The sequence below is a fragment of the Fertoeibacter niger genome, from assembly GCF_009380135.2.
GTDB classification, from domain to species: Bacteria; Pseudomonadota; Alphaproteobacteria; order Rhodobacterales; family Rhodobacteraceae; genus Fertoeibacter; species Fertoeibacter niger.
Genome location: NZ_WHUT02000010.1, coordinates 135787 through 159111, shown reverse-complemented (window position 1 = coordinate 159111; position 23325 = coordinate 135787). Strand labels below are relative to the sequence as shown.

Annotated in this window: 20 protein-coding genes; 12 read left to right on the top strand and 8 right to left on the bottom strand. The window is 61.6% G+C overall.

Annotated features, from left to right (window positions below):
• From GEU84_RS20975 to GEU84_RS16400, 5 genes are all read right to left on the bottom strand, one after another.
• The coding region (locus GEU84_RS20975) for a hypothetical protein (protein WP_217438595.1) at positions 1 to 279 on the bottom strand (279 nt) is incomplete at its 3' end.
• A gap of 289 nt (positions 280 to 568) precedes the next feature.
• Positions 569 to 1726, bottom strand: coding sequence for a plasmid replication protein RepC (repC, locus tag GEU84_RS16415; RefSeq protein WP_152828076.1), 1158 nt, complete (start codon positions 1724 to 1726; stop codon positions 569 to 571).
• A 281-nt stretch (positions 1727 to 2007) separates the two neighbouring features.
• Positions 2008 to 2997, bottom strand: coding sequence for a plasmid partitioning protein RepB (gene repB / locus GEU84_RS16410; RefSeq protein WP_174539930.1), 990 nt, complete (start codon positions 2995 to 2997; stop codon positions 2008 to 2010).
• Position 2998: 1 nt separating this feature from the next.
• Positions 2999 to 4174: a plasmid partitioning protein RepA gene (repA, locus tag GEU84_RS16405; RefSeq protein ID WP_152828072.1), complete on the bottom strand. Its 1176-nt coding sequence runs from the start codon at positions 4172 to 4174 to the stop codon at positions 2999 to 3001.
• A gap of 546 nt (positions 4175 to 4720) precedes the next feature.
• Positions 4721 to 5755, bottom strand: a complete 1035-nt coding sequence (locus tag GEU84_RS16400; RefSeq protein WP_152828070.1) for a LacI family DNA-binding transcriptional regulator — start codon at positions 5753 to 5755, stop codon at positions 4721 to 4723.
• Between the two features lie 597 nt (positions 5756 to 6352).
• Here GEU84_RS16400 and GEU84_RS16395 point away from each other — a divergent pair.
• From GEU84_RS16395 to GEU84_RS16345, 11 genes are all read left to right on the top strand, one after another.
• Complete coding sequence (locus GEU84_RS16395; protein WP_174539929.1) at positions 6353 to 7006, top strand: PI-PLC domain-containing protein; 654 nt, start codon at positions 6353 to 6355, stop codon at positions 7004 to 7006.
• A 184-nt stretch (positions 7007 to 7190) separates the two neighbouring features.
• Complete coding sequence (locus GEU84_RS16390; protein ID WP_217438594.1) at positions 7191 to 8516, top strand: L-fucose/L-arabinose isomerase family protein; 1326 nt, start codon at positions 7191 to 7193, stop codon at positions 8514 to 8516.
• A gap of 89 nt (positions 8517 to 8605) precedes the next feature.
• Positions 8606 to 10570: an FAD/NAD(P)-binding protein gene (locus GEU84_RS16385; RefSeq protein WP_152828064.1), complete on the top strand. Its 1965-nt coding sequence runs from the start codon at positions 8606 to 8608 to the stop codon at positions 10568 to 10570.
• A 26-nt stretch (positions 10571 to 10596) separates the two neighbouring features.
• Positions 10597 to 11649 (top strand): aldose epimerase family protein, encoded by a 1053-nt coding sequence (locus GEU84_RS16380; protein WP_152828062.1) that lies wholly within the window; start codon positions 10597 to 10599, stop codon positions 11647 to 11649.
• 125 nt (positions 11650 to 11774) lie between these two features.
• The gene (locus tag GEU84_RS16375; protein WP_152828060.1) at positions 11775 to 12590 is read left to right on the top strand and encodes an inositol monophosphatase family protein; all 816 of its coding nucleotides are present in this window, start codon (positions 11775 to 11777) and stop codon (positions 12588 to 12590) included.
• A 48-nt stretch (positions 12591 to 12638) separates the two neighbouring features.
• Entirely contained in the window at positions 12639 to 13514 is an 876-nt protein-coding gene (locus GEU84_RS16370) for an FAD binding domain-containing protein (RefSeq protein ID WP_152828058.1), read from the top strand.
• Entirely contained in the window at positions 13511 to 13999 is a 489-nt protein-coding gene (locus GEU84_RS16365; protein ID WP_152828056.1) for a (2Fe-2S)-binding protein, read from the top strand. The genes GEU84_RS16370 and GEU84_RS16365 overlap by 4 nt, the downstream gene beginning before the upstream one ends.
• Positions 13996 to 16386: a xanthine dehydrogenase family protein molybdopterin-binding subunit gene (locus GEU84_RS16360; protein ID WP_152828054.1), complete on the top strand. Its 2391-nt coding sequence runs from the start codon at positions 13996 to 13998 to the stop codon at positions 16384 to 16386. The genes GEU84_RS16365 and GEU84_RS16360 overlap by 4 nt, the downstream gene beginning before the upstream one ends.
• A 21-nt stretch (positions 16387 to 16407) precedes the next feature.
• The gene (locus GEU84_RS16355) at positions 16408 to 17655 is read left to right on the top strand and encodes a glycosyltransferase family protein (protein WP_152828052.1); all 1248 of its coding nucleotides are present in this window, start codon (positions 16408 to 16410) and stop codon (positions 17653 to 17655) included.
• Positions 17656 to 17744: 89 nt separating this feature from the next.
• Entirely contained in the window at positions 17745 to 18968 is a 1224-nt protein-coding gene (locus GEU84_RS16350; protein ID WP_338144820.1) for an MFS transporter, read from the top strand.
• Between the two features lie 2 nt (positions 18969 to 18970).
• Entirely contained in the window at positions 18971 to 19726 is a 756-nt protein-coding gene (locus GEU84_RS16345; protein ID WP_152828050.1) for an SDR family oxidoreductase, read from the top strand.
• Positions 19727 to 20235: 509 nt separating this feature from the next.
• Here GEU84_RS16345 and GEU84_RS16340 read toward each other — a convergent pair.
• Positions 20236 to 20544, bottom strand: coding sequence for a hypothetical protein (locus GEU84_RS16340; protein WP_152828048.1), 309 nt, complete (start codon positions 20542 to 20544; stop codon positions 20236 to 20238).
• 65 nt (positions 20545 to 20609) lie between these two features.
• On the bottom strand, positions 20610 to 21002 hold the full coding sequence (locus GEU84_RS16335) for a DCC1-like thiol-disulfide oxidoreductase family protein (protein ID WP_217438593.1): 393 nt from the start codon (positions 21000 to 21002) through the stop codon (positions 20610 to 20612).
• A 104-nt stretch (positions 21003 to 21106) separates the two neighbouring features.
• Between GEU84_RS16335 and GEU84_RS16330 the strand changes: the two genes are divergently transcribed.
• Positions 21107 to 22540: an HTTM domain-containing protein gene (locus GEU84_RS16330; protein WP_174539928.1), complete on the top strand. Its 1434-nt coding sequence runs from the start codon at positions 21107 to 21109 to the stop codon at positions 22538 to 22540.
• A gap of 22 nt (positions 22541 to 22562) precedes the next feature.
• Here GEU84_RS16330 and GEU84_RS16325 read toward each other — a convergent pair whose 3' ends face one another.
• A complete protein-coding gene (locus tag GEU84_RS16325) occupies positions 22563 to 23306 on the bottom strand; it encodes a zf-HC2 domain-containing protein (protein ID WP_152828044.1) in 744 nt (247 codons plus the stop codon).
• Positions 23307 to 23325 lie beyond the last annotated feature (19 nt).

Here is a 23325-nt window from a genome sequence, read left to right as displayed (position 1 = left end):
GGCCACGAAAGCCGCACTCTGCCTGATGATCGCCGTCGCGACAGTTGCTGCGCTGATCCGCCGGCTGGGCGCACGACGGCGGCGACCAGACAGAGGCTGATCCCCCTTGCGCCAACCGGCGGGCTGACAGCCGTCACCGACATTGCGGATCCAGGCGCTTCCAATGACTGCGTATCGGTCAGCGCCAGCACCGCCGCGACGCGTGGCCCGGGTGGCGATGTCGTCATCGCCGTCATTGATGGAGCGTGTGATCCTGCTGTCTTCGCTGTGTGGCTTCATGCGGCGTTTCTGATCCCGCGCTGTTTCAGAATGGTGCCGTGGTGCCGCTTTTGTGTTTCAGTCCGGGCCATCGGGCTATGATACTGGTGAGCGTAGAAGGGGCAGCTTCGCTGAGGTCCGCCTGTTCGTGGCAAGGTGTCTTCCCTTGTGTCACTCCGCTCCGTCCCCTGTCCTCAAACCAGCAGATCACCTGCTTGACGGATTTTGTGGTTGACCCTGTTTACGGGGGTATACATCCGCATGGGCTGCGAACCCTTTCGGGGCGTGTTTACCCGGGTATACATGCTTGTCATCCACTGTGTCGAAGGCAAGCTCGCGCTGGTCTGGCCAATGACCTGAACATCCTGACAGCATCGAGCCCGTGTTGCTGTGCGCGTCTTGTCAAAGCCGTGAGATAGGCTTGCGGGTTACGAATCCTGTCAAACGCCTGCACCAAGCCGATGATCGCAAGAGCACAGCCATGTGCCCCCAGATGCAGCCTTGCAGTATCCACCATCGTTTGCGAAAGGCCGATCGCCGGTGCAAGCTGGGATGACAGGGCGATCAGTTCGGTCCAGGTTCTAGGCCTCCGCTCTGCCAGCTCTGCCGCATTCTGAGCAAGGTCAACGCATTCATCGACAGTGATGTCATCTGCGGTCACTTTTTCGCTTGGTCCGGGGCTGCGCATTCGTTCTGGGCAATCGTCATTGGAAACTGCTGCTTCAGATTCATGAGTTTCTTTATTCGACCTAAGAATGTGCCGGTCATTCTGGCTGTGGCTGGCGGTCAATTCCATTGCATGTGCCGGGCCTTGTTCAGCATCCGTTGCCAGCGATGCCTTCATCGTGTCGATGACGCTTTCAAGCTGGGCACTGGTCAAGCTTCTGCGCAATGACAGGCGTGCCTGTTCACAAAGCTCGGGCGTTATGGATTTCGCATGGTGATACAGAATGTCCCGGATCAGCGAGCGCAGCATGGATTTGCGGACGGCTTCCCGTCGTGTGGTTTCTGCAAGGGCTTCGAGGTGGTCCGCGATATGGAAAAGCGGTGAAAGGTCGATGCCATAGGTCAGCGTTGCTTCGGCATCTTCGTTGCGCACCTGATAGCGTTTTCCATTGGGGCTCAACTTCCTGACCACCAAGCCGCTTTCCTGCAGATGCAATATCCGGCGGCGCAGAGTGCGCTCGTCAATGCCGTCACAGCGATCCGACAAAACCCGGTTGGATGCAAACACGACCAGACGTTCAGGGTCTGCGGATGCGTGCACCAGTGACAGCAGACCCCTGAGCACCGTAATGTCCCTGTCACGCAGGCCGAGGGGATCACGGCAGCTTCGAACGAGGTCCAGAAGATGCCAGCGTTGATCTGGTGGTTGACCAGTTGAGCTGCGATGGCCAGCAGATTTCGGGCAAGACGATTGGGCGCGCCGAACGTGCTGCCGCACGGGCGAAGACATGACCTGTTGCATGATATGTTCAAGCGGAAGCGTCAAAGCTGCCGAACGGCACCCTTGCACGGTCAAGACGCCGATCCCATGGCGCTCTTGCTCCACAAAATGGAGAAAAGATTCAGGATCACCGCGATGCGATGTTGCGTGCGATTCGGGCCTGCGCTAGTTTGCTCTTGCTAGAAGATAAGCATTCTCAGGGTTGGCGCCCTGTGGTTTGCGCGGGCCTTCCGGGTGGTTTCCATTCGGGAGGCCTCTGTTTTTCCGACACTGCTCCTCTGTTGTTTTCGTTGTATCGCCGCTTAATCCTTGCGGGACCGAGCGAGGAATTCCTCATGCAAGCGCGGAAAAAGCGTGTCCGCGTTCTGGTGAAGCCAACCGGCGAAGGCTACGTTCTCAGCCGTTGATGCAAAACTCAGTCGGCCTTTCTTCAGGCCGACGGCCCCGAGTTCTAAGCCGTTGGTGGCTTTGACGATAACCGCCGCTGCCGAACGGCTGCTCTCTGCCTTGTGCGCAGATGCTGCTGACGGGATCGCTTTCATCCAGGCATCGAAGCGCTGGTCGGAGGTCAGGCCGGCTGGGAAGGGTTCCGGGTGAACCGACATTGCGTCAATCTTCTGCTCGATCACCTTTACGGCCAGTTCGTACCAGCGCTTCCACCCGACGGAAGGTGCCGCACCGATTCGCTCAAGCACGTCCCGCGGAAACGCCTCGCGGACCTTTCTCATATGCGATGTGTGGCTGCGGTTGACGTTGAGCGCGTCCTGAATCACGCGCGCGTCATACCCCGCCTCTTCCAGATCCCCGGCAAAAAGCGCCTTTTCAAGGAAGGAAGGATCCTTGCGCAGGTTGTTCTCCTGGCCCTGTGCAAGCACTGCCTCCTCATCCGACAGCGTGCGGATCAGCGCCTTGACGGTCGTGCCCAAGCCCTTGATGGCGGCCAACCGTCGCCGACCATAGACAACCAGATAGCGGCCACTGAGTTTGGGGTGCGGCCTCAACAGGATGGGAACCTGCTGGCCGTGTTTGGCTATGCTGTCGCGCAGGTCGGCTATATCATCGCCAATGGCGCCGATACGGTCCCTCAGGCCGGTGTCTTCGATCAGGTCGGGGTCAATATCCTGCACCGATCTGCTTGCGACGCTGCGCAGATCATTGCGGATGGCAGCAATCGGCCCCGCGCTTTGAAACACCTCGGGCATCTTCGGGTTCGTGCGGGGCAGGGGCTCTTTTGCTGCGTCTTCGGGCCGCGCGGGTGGCGAAATTCCCTCGAACATGTTCTTGCGGGCCATGTCAGTTTCTCCCCCAGGCTTTGTGGATGTCCTGCTCCAGCTCGCGCGCGACCGCGTTGATGGACTCCATGGCCCGGTCATAGGTGTTGCGGTTCATGTTGCCTCTGCCCACCTCGAAAAGTGTCTGGTGGGTCAGGCCAGCGTCCGAAACAGCCGTTGATTTCAGGAAAGCCTCTGTCATCACCCGCTTTCCGAAATTTGCGCGCAGCAGCCCGGCGACCTGGGCTTGCGGCCCGTCCGATGGTTCGAAGCGGGATACCAGATAGCGCAGGAAGTCATATTCCAGCGACATCCCTGCGTCGCGGATCGTGTCGAGCAGCGATGATGTCATGGTCAGAAACTGCGCAAGCGAGGCCACGTCAATGAAGTTGGGCACCACCGGGATGATGATCGACGACGATGCCACAAGCGACGACAGGGTCAGAAAACCCAGTTGCGGCGGGCAGTCGATGAAGACCAGATCGTAACTCGCCTCGACCGAGAGAATGGCCTCGCGCAGGCGAAGGTAGAAAGGCGGCTCTGACCCGCGGCGCAGGGCATAGGGCGTCTCGGTCTCGTATTCTGACAGGATGAGACCACCGGCGGCGATGTCGAGGCCGTGGAAATAGGTTTTCCGCACGACCTCGCTCATCGGCAGCGGATCGGTATACCGGATTGCGTCGTAGACCGTGCCCTTGTGGGTAAAGTCGATTTCCGGCCGCAGGCCGGTCATCGACGACAAGGAAGCCTGCGGATCCATGTCGATGATCAGAACACGGTAGCCGTGCAGCGCATACCACTGGCTCAGGTAAGCGGCTGTAGTTGTCTTGGCCGACCCGCCCTTGAAAGATACGCAGGAAATGATCTGAACCGGCTCGTCCGCGACACGGCCCCGCAGATAAAGCGAAGGGTCGCGCGTCGTTCGCGCAAGGGCCAGCCGAATTTGCGCCAGATCTTCAGCCGCATATATTTTCCGCCCGCGCTCATCGAGAGGAACATCTGGGATCTTGTCTTCTGCATGCAGTTTTCTGAGATGGCCCGGCGCGAGGCCAAGCAGCTCGGCGGCCTCGGTTGAAGAAAAGCCGCGCAGATGCTTGCGGGCATCGGGTGCGAAATTCCGCTCCAGATGCATGCGGATGGATTCATGCAGCGTTGCCGCATCACTTTGTAGCTCGGCAAAGACACGCTCTGCTGACATGCTGCCCTCATCTCATAGGCTGGCCCGGTTGTTCCGGGCTCAGCACACTCATTCCGAGTTGTTCATCTTTTCGTAGCGGCGAAACGCGCAATTCGCACAATTTTGCGCTACATACAGGAATGCGCCAACTTTTTGGCTCCTGCAAGAAAATTCTACAAATCGTGTCTTAACTTGGCCTCGTTGCAGTTTCGACCGCAGCAGAAATCTGATCAATATGTTGATATATATAGAGCATATTTCAGACCGGGCCGCAGGCCGGAATCAACATGTTGTTGCGCGACCAAGCCATCAACCCTTCCGTAGTCTCATCGGGAAAGGCCAGGCGAAGCCATCCCGAATCGTGAATCGCCAGGGTGTTGTGGCCTTTGGGCTTGGCTTCACCACGAAAAGGCGGCCCAGCCGCGCGGATTTCGCCGACACGTGACCGGTCTGCCAATGGCTGGGCCCATCCGGTGAGTGCTGCTTGGTCGCAAGGCCTTGTGCAGTGAATTTGCCATGTGAGCTTCACCAGACAGCGAAGCTGGAACCATGGATTCGAGCCGACGCCTAGGACGTTGCCGACGGCAGGTTTTCGTTGAGATAGATTTCAATCCTGATCTGGTCTTGGCCCTGCAGCAGCGGCGTCTTGTCGATCCGTGCCTTGAGGATACGCAGCGCGCTGCGCACTTCGTGCCCTGCGTCCTGATGGATGATCGCATCCACCAGCCCCTCGTTCAGCGCAAGGCGGCTGTGTTCTGACAGTTCATGCACCACGACTTGCGGCCGACGGGTTGGGGGCAGAGCTGAAAGTGTCTCGATCAGCCCGCGATTTCCGGCCCCCATGTTGTAGAGCCCCACGATCTCGGGGTGTGAAGACAGGCATTCCTTCAGCATGCGTTGCACCAGACGGCTGTCATCGCGGCCTTCGAGAACGGGCAGGCAATCGAGACCCGGCGTTTCCGCGATGACCTGTTCGAACCCCATCCGGCGCTCGACATGGTCACGCACCAGCATCGACCCGGCGACAAGGGCAATCTTGCCTTTGCGCTCTCCCAGAAAGCGCCCCAACAGGCGGGCGGCGGTGCGCCCTGCGGCGACATTGTCGATTCCCACATAGGCATCGCGCGGGAAAGCGGGCACGTCGGAAACCAGCGTCACCACGGGCAAAGACAGGGCTTTCAGGCGCGCCAGAGCGTCGCGAACGGCAATCGCCTCGGCCGCCACCACAGCCACGCCCGAACATGTATCAGGGTTCAACTGGTTCAACACCCGCGCGAGCGCCCCGCCATCAAACGGAGGAACCTTGTGCAGCACTATTTCCATGCGGTTGTTGGACGGGAACTGGCGCAGCGTTTCGATTTCGGCTGCCAGACGCTGCATGAAACTGTTCGGCCCGTCCGGGATAACAAAGACAAACCGGCTTGCCTGCCGCCGCGAAAGATCTGCCGCCGAAATGTCCCTGACGTAGCCCAGTTGCGCCATGGCGGTTTCGACCCTGTCCACCATCTCCTGGCGCACTCCCGGACGCTGATTCAGCACTCGGTCGATTGTCGCGATGCTGACGCCCGAATGACGGGCGACATCTTTCAGGGTTGGGCGCAACGGCGGACTCCGGGTTGTCGCATGATGGGTGATCTAACCCGGATTGTGCAGCGCAATCAAGCAGCAAGAGGTTTGCCGTGATGTGTCTGAGGTTTTTCACATCACATCAGGCGTCAGAACCCGCAGGTTCACCCTGATCTTCTGTGATTCTGTCACGGCACACTGATGGTGGCGCGGGTTGTTGACGGAGCGCGTTTTATAACGTGCTGACACCAATATATATTCAGGCCAGCTATGCCTTTCGATGATTCAGGGGGCAAGCCAGAATGCCGGCTTGACAGAAGATTCGAGTCTGAGTTACGAACATCAAGGAATGAGTGTTTCAGATCTGTTCAGCAACTTGAGGGGGAGCATTTTAGTCAACCTTTGCCGCTATGCGCGAAGGGTGCGGGCAAACGGCCTGCGCCTGTCAAAAAGAAGGGCGTCATCATCGGATGAAAGCCCTCGGGGAAGGCAGCGTCGGCCACTGCGGCGGCCTGTCGGTGTGAAAGGTGCCAGTTTCTGAAAAAGCGCTGCGGACGGCTCGCCTTTGGCGAACCAAGGCGTGCCAGTGACCAGAATCCGAGGGAGGAATGTAGCGTGGTCAAGATTCTTGCGATGCTCACGAAAGATGATCTGACAATCAAGAATGCCCATGAGTTGTTCGAGGCGTCCTATCGCGCGCCCACACAGTATTGGGGTTTCAAGGATACGGGCATTTCTGCCCAGACGGCCGCAGAACTGGCGCGCTACATCCGCGACAGGGGCAAGACCATCGTTTTCGAGTCTTTTGCCGAAACCGAGGCAGAATGCCTGCGCGCGGCCGAGTTCGCCATCAACAATCAATGCAAATACCTGATCGGATGCGAATTCTACCCCTCGGTGGTGGGGCTCTTGCAAGGATCAAACGTGTCGTACCGTCCGACGATCGGACACAGGGCCGGTATCCCGCGTTACCTTTACGGCACGATGGATGAAGTGGTCGAGGCCGCACAATCGGTGATGGAAAAGGGGGCGGATGGCATCTGTCTGTCCATGTACCGCTACAAGGATGGCGACCCCGTCGAACTGGCCCAGCGTGCCCTGCATGTGGTGGGCGAGCGTTCGACCATCATTTCAGGCAGCATCAACACCTTTGAACGTCTGAAGCAGGTCCGCAAGCTGCGGCCCTGGGGCTTCACCATCGGGTCGGCGCTGTTCGACGAGGCTTTCGGCAAGGGGCTGGACTGGCCCGAACAGATTTCGGTGCTGGATGCTGTCCTGAGCGTCTGACGCGGCTTTGGCATCGGGCTTGGCCGGCGCGGGGCACGCGTCGGCTGGAAAAGAAAGAACGGCCGCAGTCCTGGCGGTCGAGGAACCGGAAGGGACTGAAGAAGTGAAACAGATGACGTTTGCCGTCATAGTGGGCAGCCGCGGATTTTTTCCACATCATCTTGCGGCAACCGGGCGTCTGGACATGATGGCGGCGCTCCAGAAAGCGGGCCACAAATGTGTGGTGCTGGGGCCAGAGGATACTCAGCACGGGGCAGTTCAGTCTTTCGACGATGCCAAGAAATGTGCGGCGCTGTTCAAGCGCCACGCGGATGACATTGATGGTGTCATCGTGACCCTGCCGAACTTTGGCGAAGAGCGGGCCATCGCAGATGCCATGCGCTTCAGCGGGCTGAAGGTGCCGATCCTTGTTCAGGCCACCCCGGATGATCCGGCCAAGATGTCACTGAACTGGCGTCGTGACAGCTTTTGCGGAAAGATGTCGGCCTGCAACAACCTGAAGCAATATGGCTTTCGCTACTCTCTCACCAAGTCGCATTGCGTGGATCCGGCGAGTGAGGAATTCCAGGCCGATCTGGCGCGGTTTGCCGCGACGTGCCGTATCATTGGCGGGTTGAAGGGGCTTCGCATCGGGGCCATCGGCGCGCGCCCGCAGGCCTTCAACACGGTGCGCTACAGCGAGAAGATTCTGGAAGCAGCGGGCATTTCTGTGGTGACGCTTGACCTGTCGGAGATTCTGGGGCGCGTGTCGCGGCTGGCGGATGACGCGCAGATGGTCACGGACAAGATCGAGGCCATTCGCAATTACATCGACATCGGCGGCGTTCCACATCCCGCCATCCTGCGTCAGGCCAAGCTGGCGGCTGTGACGGAAGACTGGATGAGGGAAGTCGACGTTTCGATCAGTGCGATCCAGTGCTGGACCTCGCTGGAAGAAAACTATGGCGTGGTGCCATGCACGATGATGAGCATGATGAGTTCCAAGCTGATGTCCAGCGCCTGCGAAGTGGATGTTTGCGGGTTGATCGGGATGCACATGCTGGCATTGGCCTCGGGCTCACCCAGTGCGCTGCTGGACTGGAACAACAATTATGGCGGCAACGCGAACAAGGCCGTCTGCTTCCATTGCAGCAACCTGCCGAAAGAGTTCTTCAAGAACTACAAGATGAGCTTTCAGGAAATCATCGCTGGCACGGTGGGCAAGGACAATACCTATGGCACCATCGACGGCTCGATCCGGGCCGGCCACATGACCTATGTGCGTGTCAGCACCGATGACACGACGGGGCGGATCTGCGGTTATGTGGGCGAGGGCAGCTTTACCGACGACCCGCTGGAAACCTTTGGCGGGGCGGGCGTGGTGGAAATCCCGAACATGCAAAAGCTGCTGCACTACATCTGCGAGAATGGTTTTGAACACCACGTGGCGGCGAATTTCGCCTCGGTAAGCGATGCCATCATGGACGCCACAAAACAGTATCTGGGCTGGCAGTTCCACCGCCACGAATAGGCGGTGCGGCCATGCCGTCGGGGGGCGGTTCGTGACACGCGTCCCCCCGGACGGTTCTGACCACATGATCCGGAGGGGAGAAACACAAAATGAACCGAATGGTGCGCGAGAGGCCTGCTCCGGTCGCGCAGGAACACGTCCGGGTCGATCCGCAGGCCATGCAGCCCGAGCGGATTGCGATCCTTGGGATGGGCCCCAGGGGCATTTCGGTGACCGAGCGGATCGCCGCGCAGATGCAGGGGCGCAAGGCGCGGCGTCCGATACTGATCTATGCGATTGACGATGTCGAGGTTGGCTGCGGCAAGATCTGGCGGACGGATCAGCCGGACTGGCTGATCATGAACACGCGCTGCCGGAATGCCACGATGTTCCCGCATCAGGTGGAAGGGCAGGGCCCGTTGCACGCGGAACGGCCGACATTCATGGAATGGTGGCAGCGCATTGACGGGAATTTTCCGGGATCGTCGGGTTTCGCGCCAAGGGGCCTTTACGGCAAGTATCTGAAATATGTTCTGGATCTGATCGAGCTGAACCTGCCGGCCAATGTTACCCTGCGGCGCATCCGTGACGAAGTGACAGACGTGCGCCCCCAGGGCAATGGATTCACCCTGCAGCTGGCTTCGGGTGCTGCCCCGCTTGTGGTGGACCGGATCGTTGTCAGCACGGGTTATGCGCGGGGTGCAAAGGCAAGGGAAACAAAGCCGCGGCAGGGGGCGGCAACCCGGGGCGCGGGAACGCGCAAAATCAGCGCGTTTGAGCTGTTGGATACTCTGCACAGCGGCTTTGGTCTGCCCGCTGATCTGTCGGGGCAGGTGGTGGGGTTGAAGGGGCTGGGCCTGACCTTTTATGACGTGTTGTCCGAGATGACGATCGGGCGGGGTGGACGCTACGAACATGACGGAAATGGGTTGCGCTACATTCCCGGTGGTCGGGAGCCTGCGCGCATCGTGGCAGGGTCACGCAGCGCGCTGCCATTGCCGGTCAGGGGGCGCGACAACCGGCCAAAAGGGGTAGGCTATACGCCGCGCCTGTTCACACGGGAAAGGGTCGCGTCATTGCGAGCCGGCGGGGCAAACTGCTTTCGCACAAGCTATCTGCCCTGGGTCGAGGCCGAGGTAAATCTGGTCTATCTGCAACGGACGCTTGCTCTGCCCGCATGGGAAGCGTTGTCAAGTGCCGTGGAGGGCGTTTCCTGCTCCGCCCAGTCAATCCTTCCCGAGTTGGCACGGCTGGCGACGCTGCACGGTGCGCCCGGATTGTTGCGGCTGGACGCTTTGGCCCGCCCATTCGGCGATCGGCAGTTCGCAAGCCAGCCGGAATTCCGCAAAGCCGTGATGGGTGAACTGGTGCTGGACATCGAGCGGGCCGATCGGGGCGAATTCACCGATCCGGTCAAGGCCGCGCTGGACGTTCTGCGCTATATCCGGCCCATCATCCGACAAGCGGTTGATCTGGGCGGTCTGAACGCGCAATCGCATGTGGAATTCATCCAGTCCATCGGGCCAATGATAGCCTTTCTTTCGACCGGGCCTTCGCCTTGGCGCGCACGGCAGCTGGAGGCGCTGATGAACGCCGGTCTGGTCGAAATTCTGGGGCCCTCGGTTCGCTTCGATACGGGGGCAGACGGCACGAGGATTGTCGCATCCTCGGATCAGGTCGCGGGCTTCCGGCAGGAACTGGACGTGATGATCGACGCCTTTGTGGTGTCTTCGGACATGGATGGCGACCCCAATCCGGTGATCCGAAGTCTGACAGAGCAAGGAATTTTCCGCAATTTCATGGGCACGGGCGGGGCAGATGTCACGGCGAAACCGTTCCACCCGGTGTCTGACAGGGGAACCATCAGCCAAAGGGTGCATGTGCTGGGTATCCCGACGGAATCGACGCGCTGGTTTTTGCATGTGGGGCTGATCGAGCCGGGCCTGTGGGACGAGTTTCTGGACGATGCGGCCAGCATCGCAGCAAAGCTGACCGAAAGCGTTCTTGCGCCTGACGCAGAACCGCCGCGCCCGGGGGCCACGCAGGCTTCGCCGCTGGCGAAGTATTTGACTTGAAAACAATGACAGATGGCAATGACATCATGACAACACGCTTGGTCGGAACGGCACATGGACATGACATCCACGAGATCACGCTGCGCGCGGTCGACGGGGCCGAGGCGCGGGTCTTGACCTGGGGTGCAACGGTTTCGGATCTGCTGATCCCAGCGCCTGCGGGGCTGCAACGCGTGGTCGTGGGTTTCCCGGATCTGGCGGATTACATCGCCGACAGCGCCTATGCCGGTTCAACGGCCGGTCGCTTTGCCAACCGCATCACCGGTGGGCGGTTTAGCCTTGACGGTCGGGACTATCAGGTCAGCCGCAATCAGGGGGGCCGCCACATGTTGCACGGCGGGGCAGATGGCGAAGCCTTCAGTCGCAGACCCTGGACGCTTGCGGCACAGGATGAAAGCAGCGTGACCATGGCCCTGCATTCACCTGACGGCGATGCGGGCTTTCCCGGCGCGATGGAGGTCCGTTGCACCTACCGTCTTTTGCCCCCCGGAACGCTGCGGGTCGAAATGCAGGCCATCTGCGATGCACCTACACTGTGCAACCTGGCGCACCACAGCTATTTCAATCTGGATATTCCCGCCGGTGCCCGCAATCGCCCCGTGCCTTCGGCCTTGGATCACAGCTTCATGGTGCAGGCGGATTTCTACACGCCAGTTGATGCCGATCTGATCCCGACCGGCGAAGTGCGCCAGATTGCCGGAACACCCTTTGATTTCCGGGCGCCACGCAAACTGCGCAATGGCGATGGTGTGGCCTATGACCTTGGATTTGTTCTGCGGCAGCGGGCTCGGGGCGCCAATGACCTTGTCCATGCGGCAACGCTGGCGGGACCAGACACAGGCATGCAGCTGGAGGTTCACACATCCGAACCCCATTTGCAGCTTTATGACGGTGGGGCCTATGCCAGTGCGCCGGTCGGTCGCGACGGGCTGGGATTTGGGGCGCATTGCGGCATCTGCCTGGAACCCCAGCGCTACCCTGACAGCCCGAACCGCAGCCACTTTTCAGATGCCGTTCTGCGGCCCGGACAAATTTACCGGCAGGTGACGGAATACCGGTTCAACGCACCGCCGCACTGACCGGACCGCGACAGGGTTTGTCGGCCGTCGGGCCAGCAAAAGTGACGCCTTTTCAAGCTTCTGGCCATGTGCCGGCCTGCCAGTTTGCGCCTGCCCCGTTCGAGGGGTCAAGAGGGAGATCCGATATGCCGTTTTCTGAAGTTCAACTGCACCAGATGCGCGGCGCCGCCGAAGCCGCAGCGCAGGCCGCCGGGCGGTTGGCCCTGTCCTATCTGCGGCAAAGCAAGCCCTTGCAGATCGAGGTGAAGGGCCCGCAGGATTTTGTGACAGCGGTGGACAAGGAGGTCGAGCGGCTTTTGCGGCAGCGGCTGCAAGCCAGCTTTCCGGATCATGCCGTTCTGGGCGAAGAGTTCGGGCTGGACCGCGAGGGTGCCAGCACCGTCTGGGTTCTTGATCCGATCGACGGCACATCGAACTTCATGCGGGATCGTCCGGGCTGGTGCATTTCAGTCGGCGCAATGGTCGATCAGCAGCCCGTTCTTGGCGTGATCTATGACCCTGTGAAAGACGAACTTTACAGCGCCGCAACCGGGCAGGGGGCGACACGCAATGGCGATCCGATTTCTGTCAGTCGTGACGCGACCCTGCGCAAGGCAGTCTTCGGTGTGGGATTCTCCTCGGGCAAAAGCGTGCAGGCGCATGCGGACCAGATCATCCACATTCTGAACAATGGCTGCGAATACCGGCGGTTCGGCTCTTCCGCGATGATGTTGGCGCAGGTGGCTGATGGGCGTCTGGATGGCTATGCCGACGGCCTGACCTGCATCTGGGATGTGCTGGCGGGCCTTGTGCTGGTGCAAGAGGCCGGCGGGGTGGTCGAGGATTTTGCGGCAAGCGGGGCCGAAAAAGGGGCGGTTCTGGCCGCCGCGCCAGGTGCGGCCGAATTCTTGCGGCAACTGATGGAGATTGACCGGCGGGCGCTGCGCGGATTGGCGGCCTGACAAGGGTCACGTGGCCGAAGGGTCAGGAAAGCGGGGGGAAAGCCAGCTATGCACAATGCGGAAAGATGGGCCGATCGGACCACGATACACCTTCCTGCCACTGCTGGGGCGGCGGTCAAGCTGCTGGGCGAACTGGGGTCGGAGGGGAGGCTTCTGGCAGGGGGCACCTGGCTGATGCGCGCGCCCATGACCAGCGGGCACTATATTGCTTTGGCCGGCATTGCAGAGCTTCGTCAGATCGAGATCGGCCAGGATCGCCTGCGCATCGGCGCCGGGGCCAGTCATGCGGAACTGGCGCTGGCGCTTGACGGGCTGGACGATCTGAAAGGGCTGGCAGATGCGGCGGGTGGAGCCGCAAACCCGGCCATCCGACGGCGGGCCACGGTAGGGGGCAACCTGTGCACGACGGCTTTTGCCGCCTCGGATCTGGCCTCGGCGCTGCTGGCCGCCGAAGCCGAGGTGACACTGATCACGCCGGCTGGGACGCTGCGGCAAGAACTGGCCATCTATCTGGATTGGCGCAGGACAAGCGCCGCGCAACACCACCTGTTGCAGCATGTGGAAGTGTCGCGCCGCGCAGGGCGCCGTCTGTGCCATGCGCGGCTTCCGCTGCGCAGGGCAGGGGATTACCCGGTCGCGATGGTCAGCCTTGCGGCGGGTTCTGACCGGCAAGGCAGGCTTGCCGATGTGGTCGTGGCCGTCGGCGCGGTTGAATCGCAGGCCCGGCGCTGGCCGGCTCTGGAACGCACGCTGACGGGCCAATTGCCCTGCCGATCGGCGGCGATCACCTGCGCGCAGGCAAACCTGTGCCAGTTCGCAGGGCGCGAAGGGCCGGAGGTGCCCGGTTGGTACCGCCAGCAGGTTCTGCCCGAACTGGTGGCGCGCGCTGTTGCGCAATGGGCGAAAGCCGGGGGGCAGGAATGATTGGCCAGCTATGGATCAACGGGGAGTGGTGCCGGCATGACGCCGACCCTGCCGCGCCCCTGCACCGCGTCCTGCGTGAAAATCTGGGCCTGACCGGGTCGAAGGATGTCTGCGGCGAGGGCTTTTGCGGGGCCTGCCTGGTGCAGTTGGATGGTGCGCCCATCGCGGCCTGCCTAGTGCCCGTCGCCTTGGCCGAAGGGGCGCAGATCGTGACCATTGAAGGTCTGGATCAGGATCCTGTGGCACAGAGCCTGATGGCCGCGATGGAGGCGGAGGATGCCGTGCAATGCGGCATGTGCTTTCCCGGCATGGTCATGACACTGACACATCTGCTGAAAACTTGCCCGACGACAGATCGTGAAAAGGTGAAGCGGGCGCTGGCGGGAAACATCTGCCGTTGCACCGGCTATGAACGGATCGTGTCGGCCGCGTGCCGCGCGGCGAAAGATCTGGTTGCGGCGGATGCGCAAAAGGTGGTGGCATGAACCTGAAAACGCCGTTTCCGGATCCGGTTTTCGCCCGCCGCGACGCGTTTGACAAACTGCGGGGCCGCACGCGCTATACGGTCGATGAAGCCTGTCAGGGCCATCTTCAGGCTTATCTTTTGCGGGCAGATGTCGCTTCGGGCGAAATACTGCGCCTGGATGTCAGCGCTGCACGCAAGATGCCGGGCGTGCGGGCTGTCGTCACGGCCTCCGATGCACCGCACCGCTTTGGCATCGGGGTCGCTGACCAGCGGCTTTTTGCGACCGGACGGGTGCGGTACAAGGGTGAGCCCCTTGCCGCCATCGCCGCCGATACGCTGGAACAGGCCAAGGCCGCTGCGCTGGCCGTTGATGTGGTGATCCGTCCGTTGCCGGCTGTGTTCGACATGGCCGGTGCGCTCGCCAGTGGCGCGCCACTGGTGCACCCCGACTGGGCCACGCACGAGGTGCTGCTGGAAACACGCGGGGCGGGCCGGGGCGGCAATCTGGCATGGGAATCGCAGGTCCGGCGCGGGGATGTTGACGCCGCCTTTTCGCGCCCCGATGTGACGATCGTTGAAAGTGCCTTTCGTGTCGGGCGGCAGATTCACATGCAACTGGAACCGCGCGCCGCCATTGCAAGCTATGCTGATGGGCGGCTTCACCTGATCGCCTCGACGCAGGCGCCCTGGACGGTCAAGAACGTGACGGCACGGGCGCTTGGCCTTTCCCCGGCGCGGGTGCGGGTGACGGCCCCGGCGGTGGGTGGGGGATTTGGGGCCAAATACGGCTGCACGATTGAACCCTACGCCGCTGCACTGGCGCTGGCTTGCGGAAAAAGCGTGGCGCTTGTGCCCAGCCGGGCCGAGGAAATGCTGTCCTGCCCTTGCCGCGAGAATGCCGACATCCTGATCCGGTCTGCCGTGACACGGGACGGGCGGATAGCAGGGCGCGAGGCGGTTGTCCTGATGGATTGCGGGGCCTATGGCGGCGAACAGATCTATCTGACCACGATGACGGCACATACGCTGGGCTCATCCTATCGTCTGGAAGCAGTGCGGCTGGTGTCGCGGGCCGTCTATACCAACACGGCTCCAAACGGGGCCTTTCGCGCCTGCAACGGCGTCTACAACATCTTTGCGCTGGAAAGTCACACCGACGAAATCTGCCAGGCCATCGGCATGGACCCGGTGGAGTTCCGGCGGCGCAACGTTCTGGGTGATGGCGATCTGGGGTCAACCGGGCAGGTGTTTCAGGGCGATGTGCTGGGGCCGATGCTTGAAAAGATGTCGCAGATGCGCAGCAAGGGGGCGACCTTGCCGAGCGATGACGGCAGGCTTTACGGCCGGGCTACAACGGTTGGCACCTGGTTCGTCTTTGTCGGGCCTTCGGCCGCGACGGTGAACCTCAATCCCGATGGCAGCGCCACGCTGGTCACGGCGGGGGTCGAGATCGGTCAAGGCACGATGATGCAGTCGCTGCCCCAGATCGTTGCCGCGGAGTTGGGTCTTTCGCCTTGCGATGTGGTTGTGCATCAGGCCGATACCGACGCGGCCGGTTTCGACGTGGGCGTTGGCGGCGGGCGGACGACGGTTTCGCTGGGGGCGGCGGCGGTCGCGGCTTGCACCGAGATCCGCCAGAAGCTGCTGGCTCTGGCTGCGCGGCTATTGCAGGCCCCGGCATCGGAACTGAGCCTCTCGCAAGGGCGGATAGACAGGGTCGGGCATCCGGGCACAGGCATGACTTTGGCCAGCCTTGCGCAAGAGGCGATGCAGATCACTGGCCCGATTTCCGGCAGCGGCGCCTTCACCCGCCCCGGCGTGGCGGCCATGGACGGCTGCGCCGCCGGCCACTTTCTGGAAGCGGTCGATATTCCCGTGTTTGCGGTTCACGACTGTGACGTGGCCGTTGACCCTGCGACCGGGCAAGTCGAGGTTTTACGCTATCGTGTGGTGCAGGATGTGGGTCGTGCGCTGAACCCCAGCGCAATTCATGGCCAGATTCAGGGTGGGGTGGTGCAGGGTCTGGGCTACGCCCTGCACGAAGAGGTGACGCTGGCCGAAGATGGCGCATTCCGGCAGGCCGGCTTTGGCAGCTATCGGATTCCCCTGGCGCAGGATGTCGTTCCGGTCGAGATCGAGTTGCACGAAGGCGCGCCATCCATCGGCCCCTGGGGGGCAAAGGGCGCGGGCGAGGTTCCCATCCTGAATGTGGGCGCGGCCATTGCCTGCGCTGTATCGCGGGCCATCGGGGTTCGGGTGCAGGAACTGCCTCTGACACCGCCCCATGTTCTGGCGCTTCTGCAAGGCCGCAAGCCTGCATTGCAGTTGCATCATCCACAGGACTGGCCAGCGCGTCCCGGCACCAACCCCCCTCATTCGACAGCAGCCGTCAGCGTTGCAGGTTAAATCATCAGGAAAGCTGTGAACATGAATCAGACCATCCATCCCAAGATCATCCCGCAGCCACAGGACGTTCTGCGTTTCCTGAGCTCGTGGGACTATCGCGCCGAGGTTTTCCGCATCACCGACAGGCTGGTGGCCGAGAACATCACCGAGATCGAGGCCATTCGCACCCTTTGCCCCGGGGATGAAATTCTGGTGGAACTGGTCGGCTATCTGGCGCGGGCACGTCGCCATGTGCTGGCGCTGGCCAAGCCACTTAGCCTGGGCGTTGTCTTTGCCGTCTGGAAAGAGGTGCGGCGTCTTCAACCCAATTCCGAGACGAACCCCACCGGCGAGGACGCGCTGCGCGTGACTGTGGCGGAACTGGACTGGCTTTTCCGCGATACGCCCCACCGCTGGGGCCTTTACATCGTCGATGACGACTGCCCCGAAGACAGTCTTTCGGTGGCCCGCGCCATCGTCGAAGCCGAGGCGCTGTCGAATGTTCATCTCATGCGGCTGGCCGATGCCTTGCCTGCGCCGGACCTTCCCTTGTCGCGGCTTGAAACTGCGGCACTTTCGACCAAAGGCGGCGCGATCCATCTGGGTATGCAGCAGGCGGCCCGTGACGGGCATGACTATGTCATGTACACCGATTGCGACAACAGCAACCATCTGGGCCAGGCCGGATTGCTGCTGCATGAACTGGCTGGCCTTGGAAAGAAGGTCGCACTGGGCGACCGGCGTTCCACACGGATTCTGGAATGGCAGACCAGCCGCGAGAGTGAGTCCTACGGCAATTATGTCATCAAGCGCGTGCAAGCCCTGTTGAATTTTGACCTGCTGCTGGGCGATGTGACCTGCCCCTTCAAGATGTTCGAGCGTGAATACCTGCTGGGCCTGCTGGACCAGATGGACGTATTTGATTTCACGGTTGATTTCGACATCGTGGGCTATGTCAAGACCAGCGGCGCTGCTGTCGCCATCGTGCCTGTCGTCTCGGTCGATTCCGATTTTGAAACGACATGGATCGCGCTGACGAACGTGCGGGTCTGGTTGCAGAAGCTGCGCGGCTTTGTCTACGTCATTCAGAAATACGGTCTGGATCACAATCCGCAGGCCGTGCAGCTGGTGCGTGAAAAGCTGTGGACCGCAGAACAGATCCGCAAGGTGCTGGAGGTTTCGGAGAACGGTGTTTTCCGTGACGGGCAGAAGCTGACGATCCAGGAACAACTGGGCATGAGCCTTGACGAGGTGACGGCCTGGATTGGCCGGGCTTTGGAACAACCCTGATCAGGGTGCGATCACCTGAAGGCAGCAAGGTCTGTCCCATCGGGGGCAGGGTGCTCAATCCGGACAACCAGACAAGAAGGAAAGATGACGTGACACCCGCAGATCAGACGTCTCCGGCGGCGCAGGCCGGACGCTGGGCCGCCGCAAGCATGTTTCTGGCCAACGGATTCGTTGTCGGCAGCTGGTCGCCCCATATTCCCGGTGTGGCCCAAAGGCTGGAACTCAGCGAGTTTGCGCTGGGTCTGTTGATCCTGTGCTTTGGCCTCGGGGCGATCGCGGCGATGACGGTTTCAGGTCAGATGGTGGCCCGCTTCGGTTCGCGGCGGACCTTGCTGCTGTTTGCCCTGCCGGTGATCGCCGCCTTGCCGCTGGTGCTGGCTGTCGCAAACGTCTGGCTGGCGGCCCTTGCGCTGGCCATTTTTGGCGGGGCCGTCGGGGGCATGGATGTGGCGATGAATGCCAACGTCGTGCTGCTGGAAAAGCGGCTGGGGCGCGCAATCATGTCGTCTTCGCATGGGTTCTGGAGCCTTGGCGGCTTTGCCGGTGGGGCGCTGGGTGGGGTTCTGATCGAACGTGTCGGGCTTTACCCCCATGCCTTGGCGGTGGCCGTTCTTGCCGCGCTGGTCGTCGGACTGGCCTATCCCATGGTCATGGACGATCATGGTTCGACGCCTTCGGCTGTTGCCAGGCCTGCGGGGCATTCGCAGGGACGTTTGCCGCGGCGCGCGGCCATCTATGTGATTGGGGCCATGGCCATGCTGTGCCTGTGTGCGGAGGGTGCCATTCTCAGTTGGTCCGCGCTTTTCCTGCAAAAGGCGATGCTGGCCGATACGGCGACGGCAGGATTTGCGTTTGCAGGCTTTTCCGGCGCGATGGCCGTGACCCGTTTTCTGGGGGACTCGCTGCGCAACAGGTTGGGTGCCGTTGCGACCTTTCGCCTGTCGGGGCTGATCGCGGGTCTTGCCCTTGCGGTGGCCGGGCTGGCAACCGAACCGTGGGTAGCCATTGTTGCGTTCTTCGCCAGCGGCATCGGCATTGCCAACATGGTGCCAATCCTGTTTTCGTCCGCCGGCAATCAGCCCGGTATCGATGCGGGTGTCGCCATGAGCGTGGTGACGACAATGGGCCATTCCGGCCTTCTGCTGGCCCCGTCCATCATCGGGTTCGTGGGTGGCTTGTTCGGGCTGGGGCCGGTCTTTGTGGGCCTTGCCGTGATGCTGGGGGCGGTCATGCTGCTGGCGGGCAAGACTGCATCGGCTGATTGGCGCCCCGCTGCCAGGTTTGATGCCGTCGCCGCCGACGTGACAGGCTAACCATGTCGCTGGAATTGTTCAATCTGAAGGGACGGCGGGCCCTGATCACGGGATCAACGCAGGGCATCGGACTGGCGCTTGCCCGCGGTCTTTGCGATGCCGGGGCCGAGGTGGTGTTGAACGGTCGTTCGGCAGAGCGACTGGCGGCGGCTTCGGAAGGTCTGGGCGGCGCAAGAACGCTGGCCTTTGACGTGACGGATCATCAGGCCGCCCGGCAGGCTGTCGACAGGTTCGAGGCAGAGGTGGGCCCCATCGACATTCTGGTGAACAACGCCGGTATGCAGTATCGTTCGCCGCTGGCTGAATTTCCGCCAGACCAGTTTGATTTGCTGTTGCAGACCAATATCGCCTCGGTCTTTCACGTTGGTCAGGCTGTCGCGCGGCACATGATCCGTCGGGAACACGGCAAGATCATCAACATCGCCAGTGTTCAGACGGCCTTGGCGCGGCCCGGGATCGCGCCTTACGCGGCGACAAAGGGGGCTGTCGGCAACCTGACCAAGGGCATGGCAACGGACTGGGCCCGGTTTGGGATGCAGTGCAATGCCATTGCGCCGGGCTATTTCCGCACCGACCTGAACGCGGCCCTGTTGGCGGATGGAGAGTTTTCCGCGTGGCTTGAAAAACGAACGCCCGCTGGCCGCTGGGGGCGCGTCGAGGAACTGGTTGGTGCCTGCATCTTCCTTGCCTCCGAGGCTTCGTCTTTCGTGAACGGGCATGTGCTTTTCGTCGATGGCGGCATAACCGCCAGCCTTTGATACTCTGGCATTGCCCGCAAATCAGAGGCTGTTGCCCCGCATCCCGCGCAGATTGGCATGCACGACCCGCCGCAGCCTGTGGCATCTGCCCGTCAGGTGAACGCGCTGGCGGAGCCGATGGTCCGCTGCAGGGGCGCTGTCACATTCGACGGGGGCATCTGCTCTGCCCGGAATGGCACGCCGTTGGCAGTGTCCGGCAATTGTTCCGAGGCGTTTCGTGCAAGTTCCCGGGCCAGCCTGTCATATTGGCGCTTCCAGATTAATAACCATGATAAGCGCAACTTATCATGTGTTATTCGACTTCAACAGGAACCACCATGTGCTGTGCAAAAAGAAAGTATAACGCAAATGAAGCAGTCTATACCAATGTTACTAAATACGAACCTCACAGGTGTGGCGTGCCGCAGAATGCCGACTCTCCCCGCTTGCGACTTGGTCGAACAGGTGCGCGTAGCGGTTGGGCCGCGGCAGACGACTGCCGCGGCCCGTGACGTGACGCGATTGTGGCTTCAATCGTCGTCGTCGTTGCGCCCGCGTCCGCGCCCGCTATCGTCGTCGTCATCGTCGCGCGATTTGGACTTGGACTTGGACTTGCGCTTGCCGTCATCATCGTCATCGTCGCGCGAACGGACCACCCGCTTGCGCTTGCCGTCATCATCATCGTCGTTCCACGAACGGGCAGAACCGCCTCGCGCCTCGACGAAAAGCCCATTCAGAAAGTGCCGGAACTGCATGCCGTCGTAAGCTTGAACGGGGGTGCTCCAGCCTGTCGCGCCCGCGACGAGGCCGACAGCGAGGATCGGTATCAGCAATTTCATCTATCGTTTCCTCTGTTGCGTGGCCTTCACGGCAGCCACAAGAAGACAACGAACCGAACAGAAGCCTATTCCCTTTGGTCAGAACTTTTTGGCCCGTGCGAGATCAGGGATGCGCCGGAAAGCCGCAACCACACCCTGCGGCCAGCAGCAAGCAAAGGGTAAAGCATGGCCGCGCGCCTTGGCCCACCGAATACCAGACGCTGGAAACGGTTGAACCAGCCGCCGTCGCTTGCCAGGATTGCCAGAAGATGGACCGCTTGGCTTCCATGAAAGATCCTGCCACGCCAGATCACCACCATTCCGGCGTTCAGATCGTATCCGGCGGCGGCGATGGCTGTGACCTCGGGATGAGGCTCGCGCGCGCTCAACAGCACGACATTGCCGACATCACGGCGCAGGCGCGCCATGCCGACGTAGGCCGTGCAAAACGGACAGTCGCCATCATAGAGGATCGTCAAACCTGATGGTTCCATTGCGAAGCTCACACTTTGGCTGCGACGGGGGAATAACGTGCCATTCGACGCGTTATTCCCTGCACAATGATTCAACCGGAGGATTTGCGGTGCAGCCGAACATCACGACGCCCCTGTCACGAACGGCCCTTGCGGACATGCTGTCGCGGCCGGTTTCCAGCCTGTCGCTGGCCGCCTTTCGGATCGGCCTTGGCGCGATGCTGGTATGGGACTGTTGGCGGTTCATCCAGTATGACCGTATCCATCGCTATTTCGTTGAACCTGAATTCAATTTTTCCTTCAGCGGGTTAGGCTGGGTCACGCCACTGCCCGAGCCCTGGATACACCTTGCCTGGTGTGTGGTCGGCCTGTCGGCCCTGTGTGTGATGCTGGGGTTGTTCTATCGCGTCTCAATCGTGATACTGACCATGAGCTTTGCCTACTTCTTCCTGCTCGACAAGGCCGAGTACCTGAATCACTTTTATCTGGTTCTGCTGTTTCTTGTCCTGATGTGCTTTCTGCCTGCGCATCGCGCCCTGTCGCTGGATGCGCGCTGGCGGCGGGGTGTCGCGTCTGATCAGGTGCCCTATGCGGCGGTCTTCATCCTGCGCGCGCAGATGGAAATCATGCTGGTCTTTGCCGGGCTGGTGAAGATCACACCCGACTGGCTGGCCGGCGAGCCGCTTGGCCTGTGGCTGCGGGACCAGTCCGATGCGTTTCCCTTTGGCTTTCTGTTTCACTATGACTGGGTCATCATCGCCGGAACCTGGACGACGGTCGCGCTGCATGTTCTGGGCGCGCCTTTGCTGCTTTGGCGCAAGACCCGCTTGCCGACGTTCGTGATCTATTGCGCGTTCCACATGGCGAACGCGGTGTTCTTCAACATCGGCATCTTTCCGTGGCTGACCATCGCGGCCACGACGATCTTCTTTGACCCGGACTGGCCCCGTCAATTGGCGCAACGGCTTGTCGCGCCCTTCGGGACGCTGGTCGCCCACGGACCGACCACGCGGGTTGCGGCAGGAACCTTGCCGCGCGGCGTGATGATCGGCCTCGTGGTCTGGATTGCCATCCAGATCGCGCTTCCGCTGCGGGCGGGGCTGATTCCGGGCGAGGTGCGCTGGACCGGCGACGGCCACCGCTTTTCATGGCGCATGCGGATCTATGATCGCCAGGCTGACGGCGCGTTCCGCGTGGTTGCGGATGGCCAGGAATACACGGTGGATCCGGCACGCCATCTGACCGACCGCCAGGTAGGAAAGATGCTTGTGCGACCGGACATGATCCACCAGTTCGCCGGCTATCTGAAATCCCGTTGGACCGATGCGGGCTACCGCGACGTGGCGGTGTATGCCGACATCTGGAAATCGCTGAACGGGCGGCCGATGCAACCGTTCATCAACCCCGAGGTAGACCTGACTTCGGTCACTCTCAACCGGCTGGGCCCCGATCCCTGGGTGATGCCGCTGCGTGAACCGGTGTGGGGTGTTGCGGACAACCGCCTTAAGCCGGGTGCGCGCACAACGCCCGGCGACGGCAGCTGACCGGCGCAACCAGCGCTGCCGGTCAGCGAAGGCTGTCCAGCGCCGCGCGTTCTTCCTCTTGCGACATCGGCGCCGCGGCCCCGGTTGCGGAAAGCCAGGCATCCAGCGTTTCCAATGACGAGGCCGGGGCATACGCCGTGTCATCCGCCGCAGCCACGGCGACCGCAAACCGCACCTCCCATTGCGCATCGGCCCGGCACGCCACCGCCACAACCGAAGCGCCGCTCATCTGTTCACGTTCGAACTCGCGGCAAAGGTGGCCATTCGCATCGCGGAATGTTGCGATCAGGGTGAACTGCGCACCGGACCTGATATCGACAGATGTGCCCGACCCCACCGCGTTCAGCGCATTGATGACCTCGGGATCGCTTTGCCGGGCAACCAGCAGCCCATCCTGACCACCCCTTTCGGCACCAAGGAAAAGCGCGGTTGAAAGCCCCACAGCCAGTGCGACACTTGCCGCGAGCGGCACTTGCCAGAACGGGACGCTTTTCCGGCGCGTTGAAAGGTCGATCACATTGCTGGTGCCAACGGGCGTATCCGGGCGCATGGCGTCGGCCATTTCCTGCACCCGCGACATCAGCGCGGCCGGAACGGGCGCAGGCGCGCCCAATGCACCTGCCAGCGCCATGCGACCTTTCCTGAAAAGCGCAACCTTGGCTGCCAGCTCTGCATCGGCCGCGATGGCACGTTCTACTTCGGCAGCCTCTGCATCCGACATTTCACCGTCAGCATAGGCCATGAGGATTTCATCTGTAATCGCCATCCTGACCACCTTTCCCGAC

What these genes read in the sequence shown, in the direction of transcription:
- repA (WP_152828072.1), bottom strand. Translation starts at nt 4,174, where the DNA reads ATGTCAGCAGAGCGTGTCTTTGCCGAGCTACAAAGTGATGCGGCAACG.
- GEU84_RS16380 (WP_152828062.1), top strand. Translation starts at nt 10,597, where the DNA reads ATGACAACACGCTTGGTCGGAACGGCACATGGACATGACATCCACGAG.
- GEU84_RS16340 (WP_152828048.1), bottom strand. Translation starts at nt 20,544, where the DNA reads ATGAAATTGCTGATACCGATCCTCGCTGTCGGCCTCGTCGCGGGCGCG.
- GEU84_RS16355 (WP_152828052.1), top strand. Translation starts at nt 16,408, where the DNA reads ATGAATCAGACCATCCATCCCAAGATCATCCCGCAGCCACAGGACGTT.
- GEU84_RS16385 (WP_152828064.1), top strand. Translation starts at nt 8,606, where the DNA reads ATGAACCGAATGGTGCGCGAGAGGCCTGCTCCGGTCGCGCAGGAACAC.
- repC (WP_152828076.1), bottom strand. Translation starts at nt 1,726, where the DNA reads ATGCAACAGGTCATGTCTTCGCCCGTGCGGCAGCACGTTCGGCGCGCC.
- GEU84_RS16375 (WP_152828060.1), top strand. Translation starts at nt 11,775, where the DNA reads ATGCCGTTTTCTGAAGTTCAACTGCACCAGATGCGCGGCGCCGCCGAA.
- GEU84_RS16390 (WP_217438594.1), top strand. Translation starts at nt 7,191, where the DNA reads ATGATGGCGGCGCTCCAGAAAGCGGGCCACAAATGTGTGGTGCTGGGG.
- GEU84_RS16370 (WP_152828058.1), top strand. Translation starts at nt 12,639, where the DNA reads ATGCACAATGCGGAAAGATGGGCCGATCGGACCACGATACACCTTCCT.
- GEU84_RS16365 (WP_152828056.1), top strand. Translation starts at nt 13,511, where the DNA reads ATGATTGGCCAGCTATGGATCAACGGGGAGTGGTGCCGGCATGACGCC.
- GEU84_RS16345 (WP_152828050.1), top strand. Translation starts at nt 18,971, where the DNA reads ATGTCGCTGGAATTGTTCAATCTGAAGGGACGGCGGGCCCTGATCACG.
- GEU84_RS16325 (WP_152828044.1), bottom strand. Translation starts at nt 23,306, where the DNA reads ATGGCGATTACAGATGAAATCCTCATGGCCTATGCTGACGGTGAAATG.
- GEU84_RS16360 (WP_152828054.1), top strand. Translation starts at nt 13,996, where the DNA reads ATGAACCTGAAAACGCCGTTTCCGGATCCGGTTTTCGCCCGCCGCGAC.
- repB (WP_174539930.1), bottom strand. Translation starts at nt 2,997, where the DNA reads ATGGCCCGCAAGAACATGTTCGAGGGAATTTCGCCACCCGCGCGGCCC.
- GEU84_RS16395 (WP_174539929.1), top strand. Translation starts at nt 6,353, where the DNA reads ATGCTCACGAAAGATGATCTGACAATCAAGAATGCCCATGAGTTGTTC.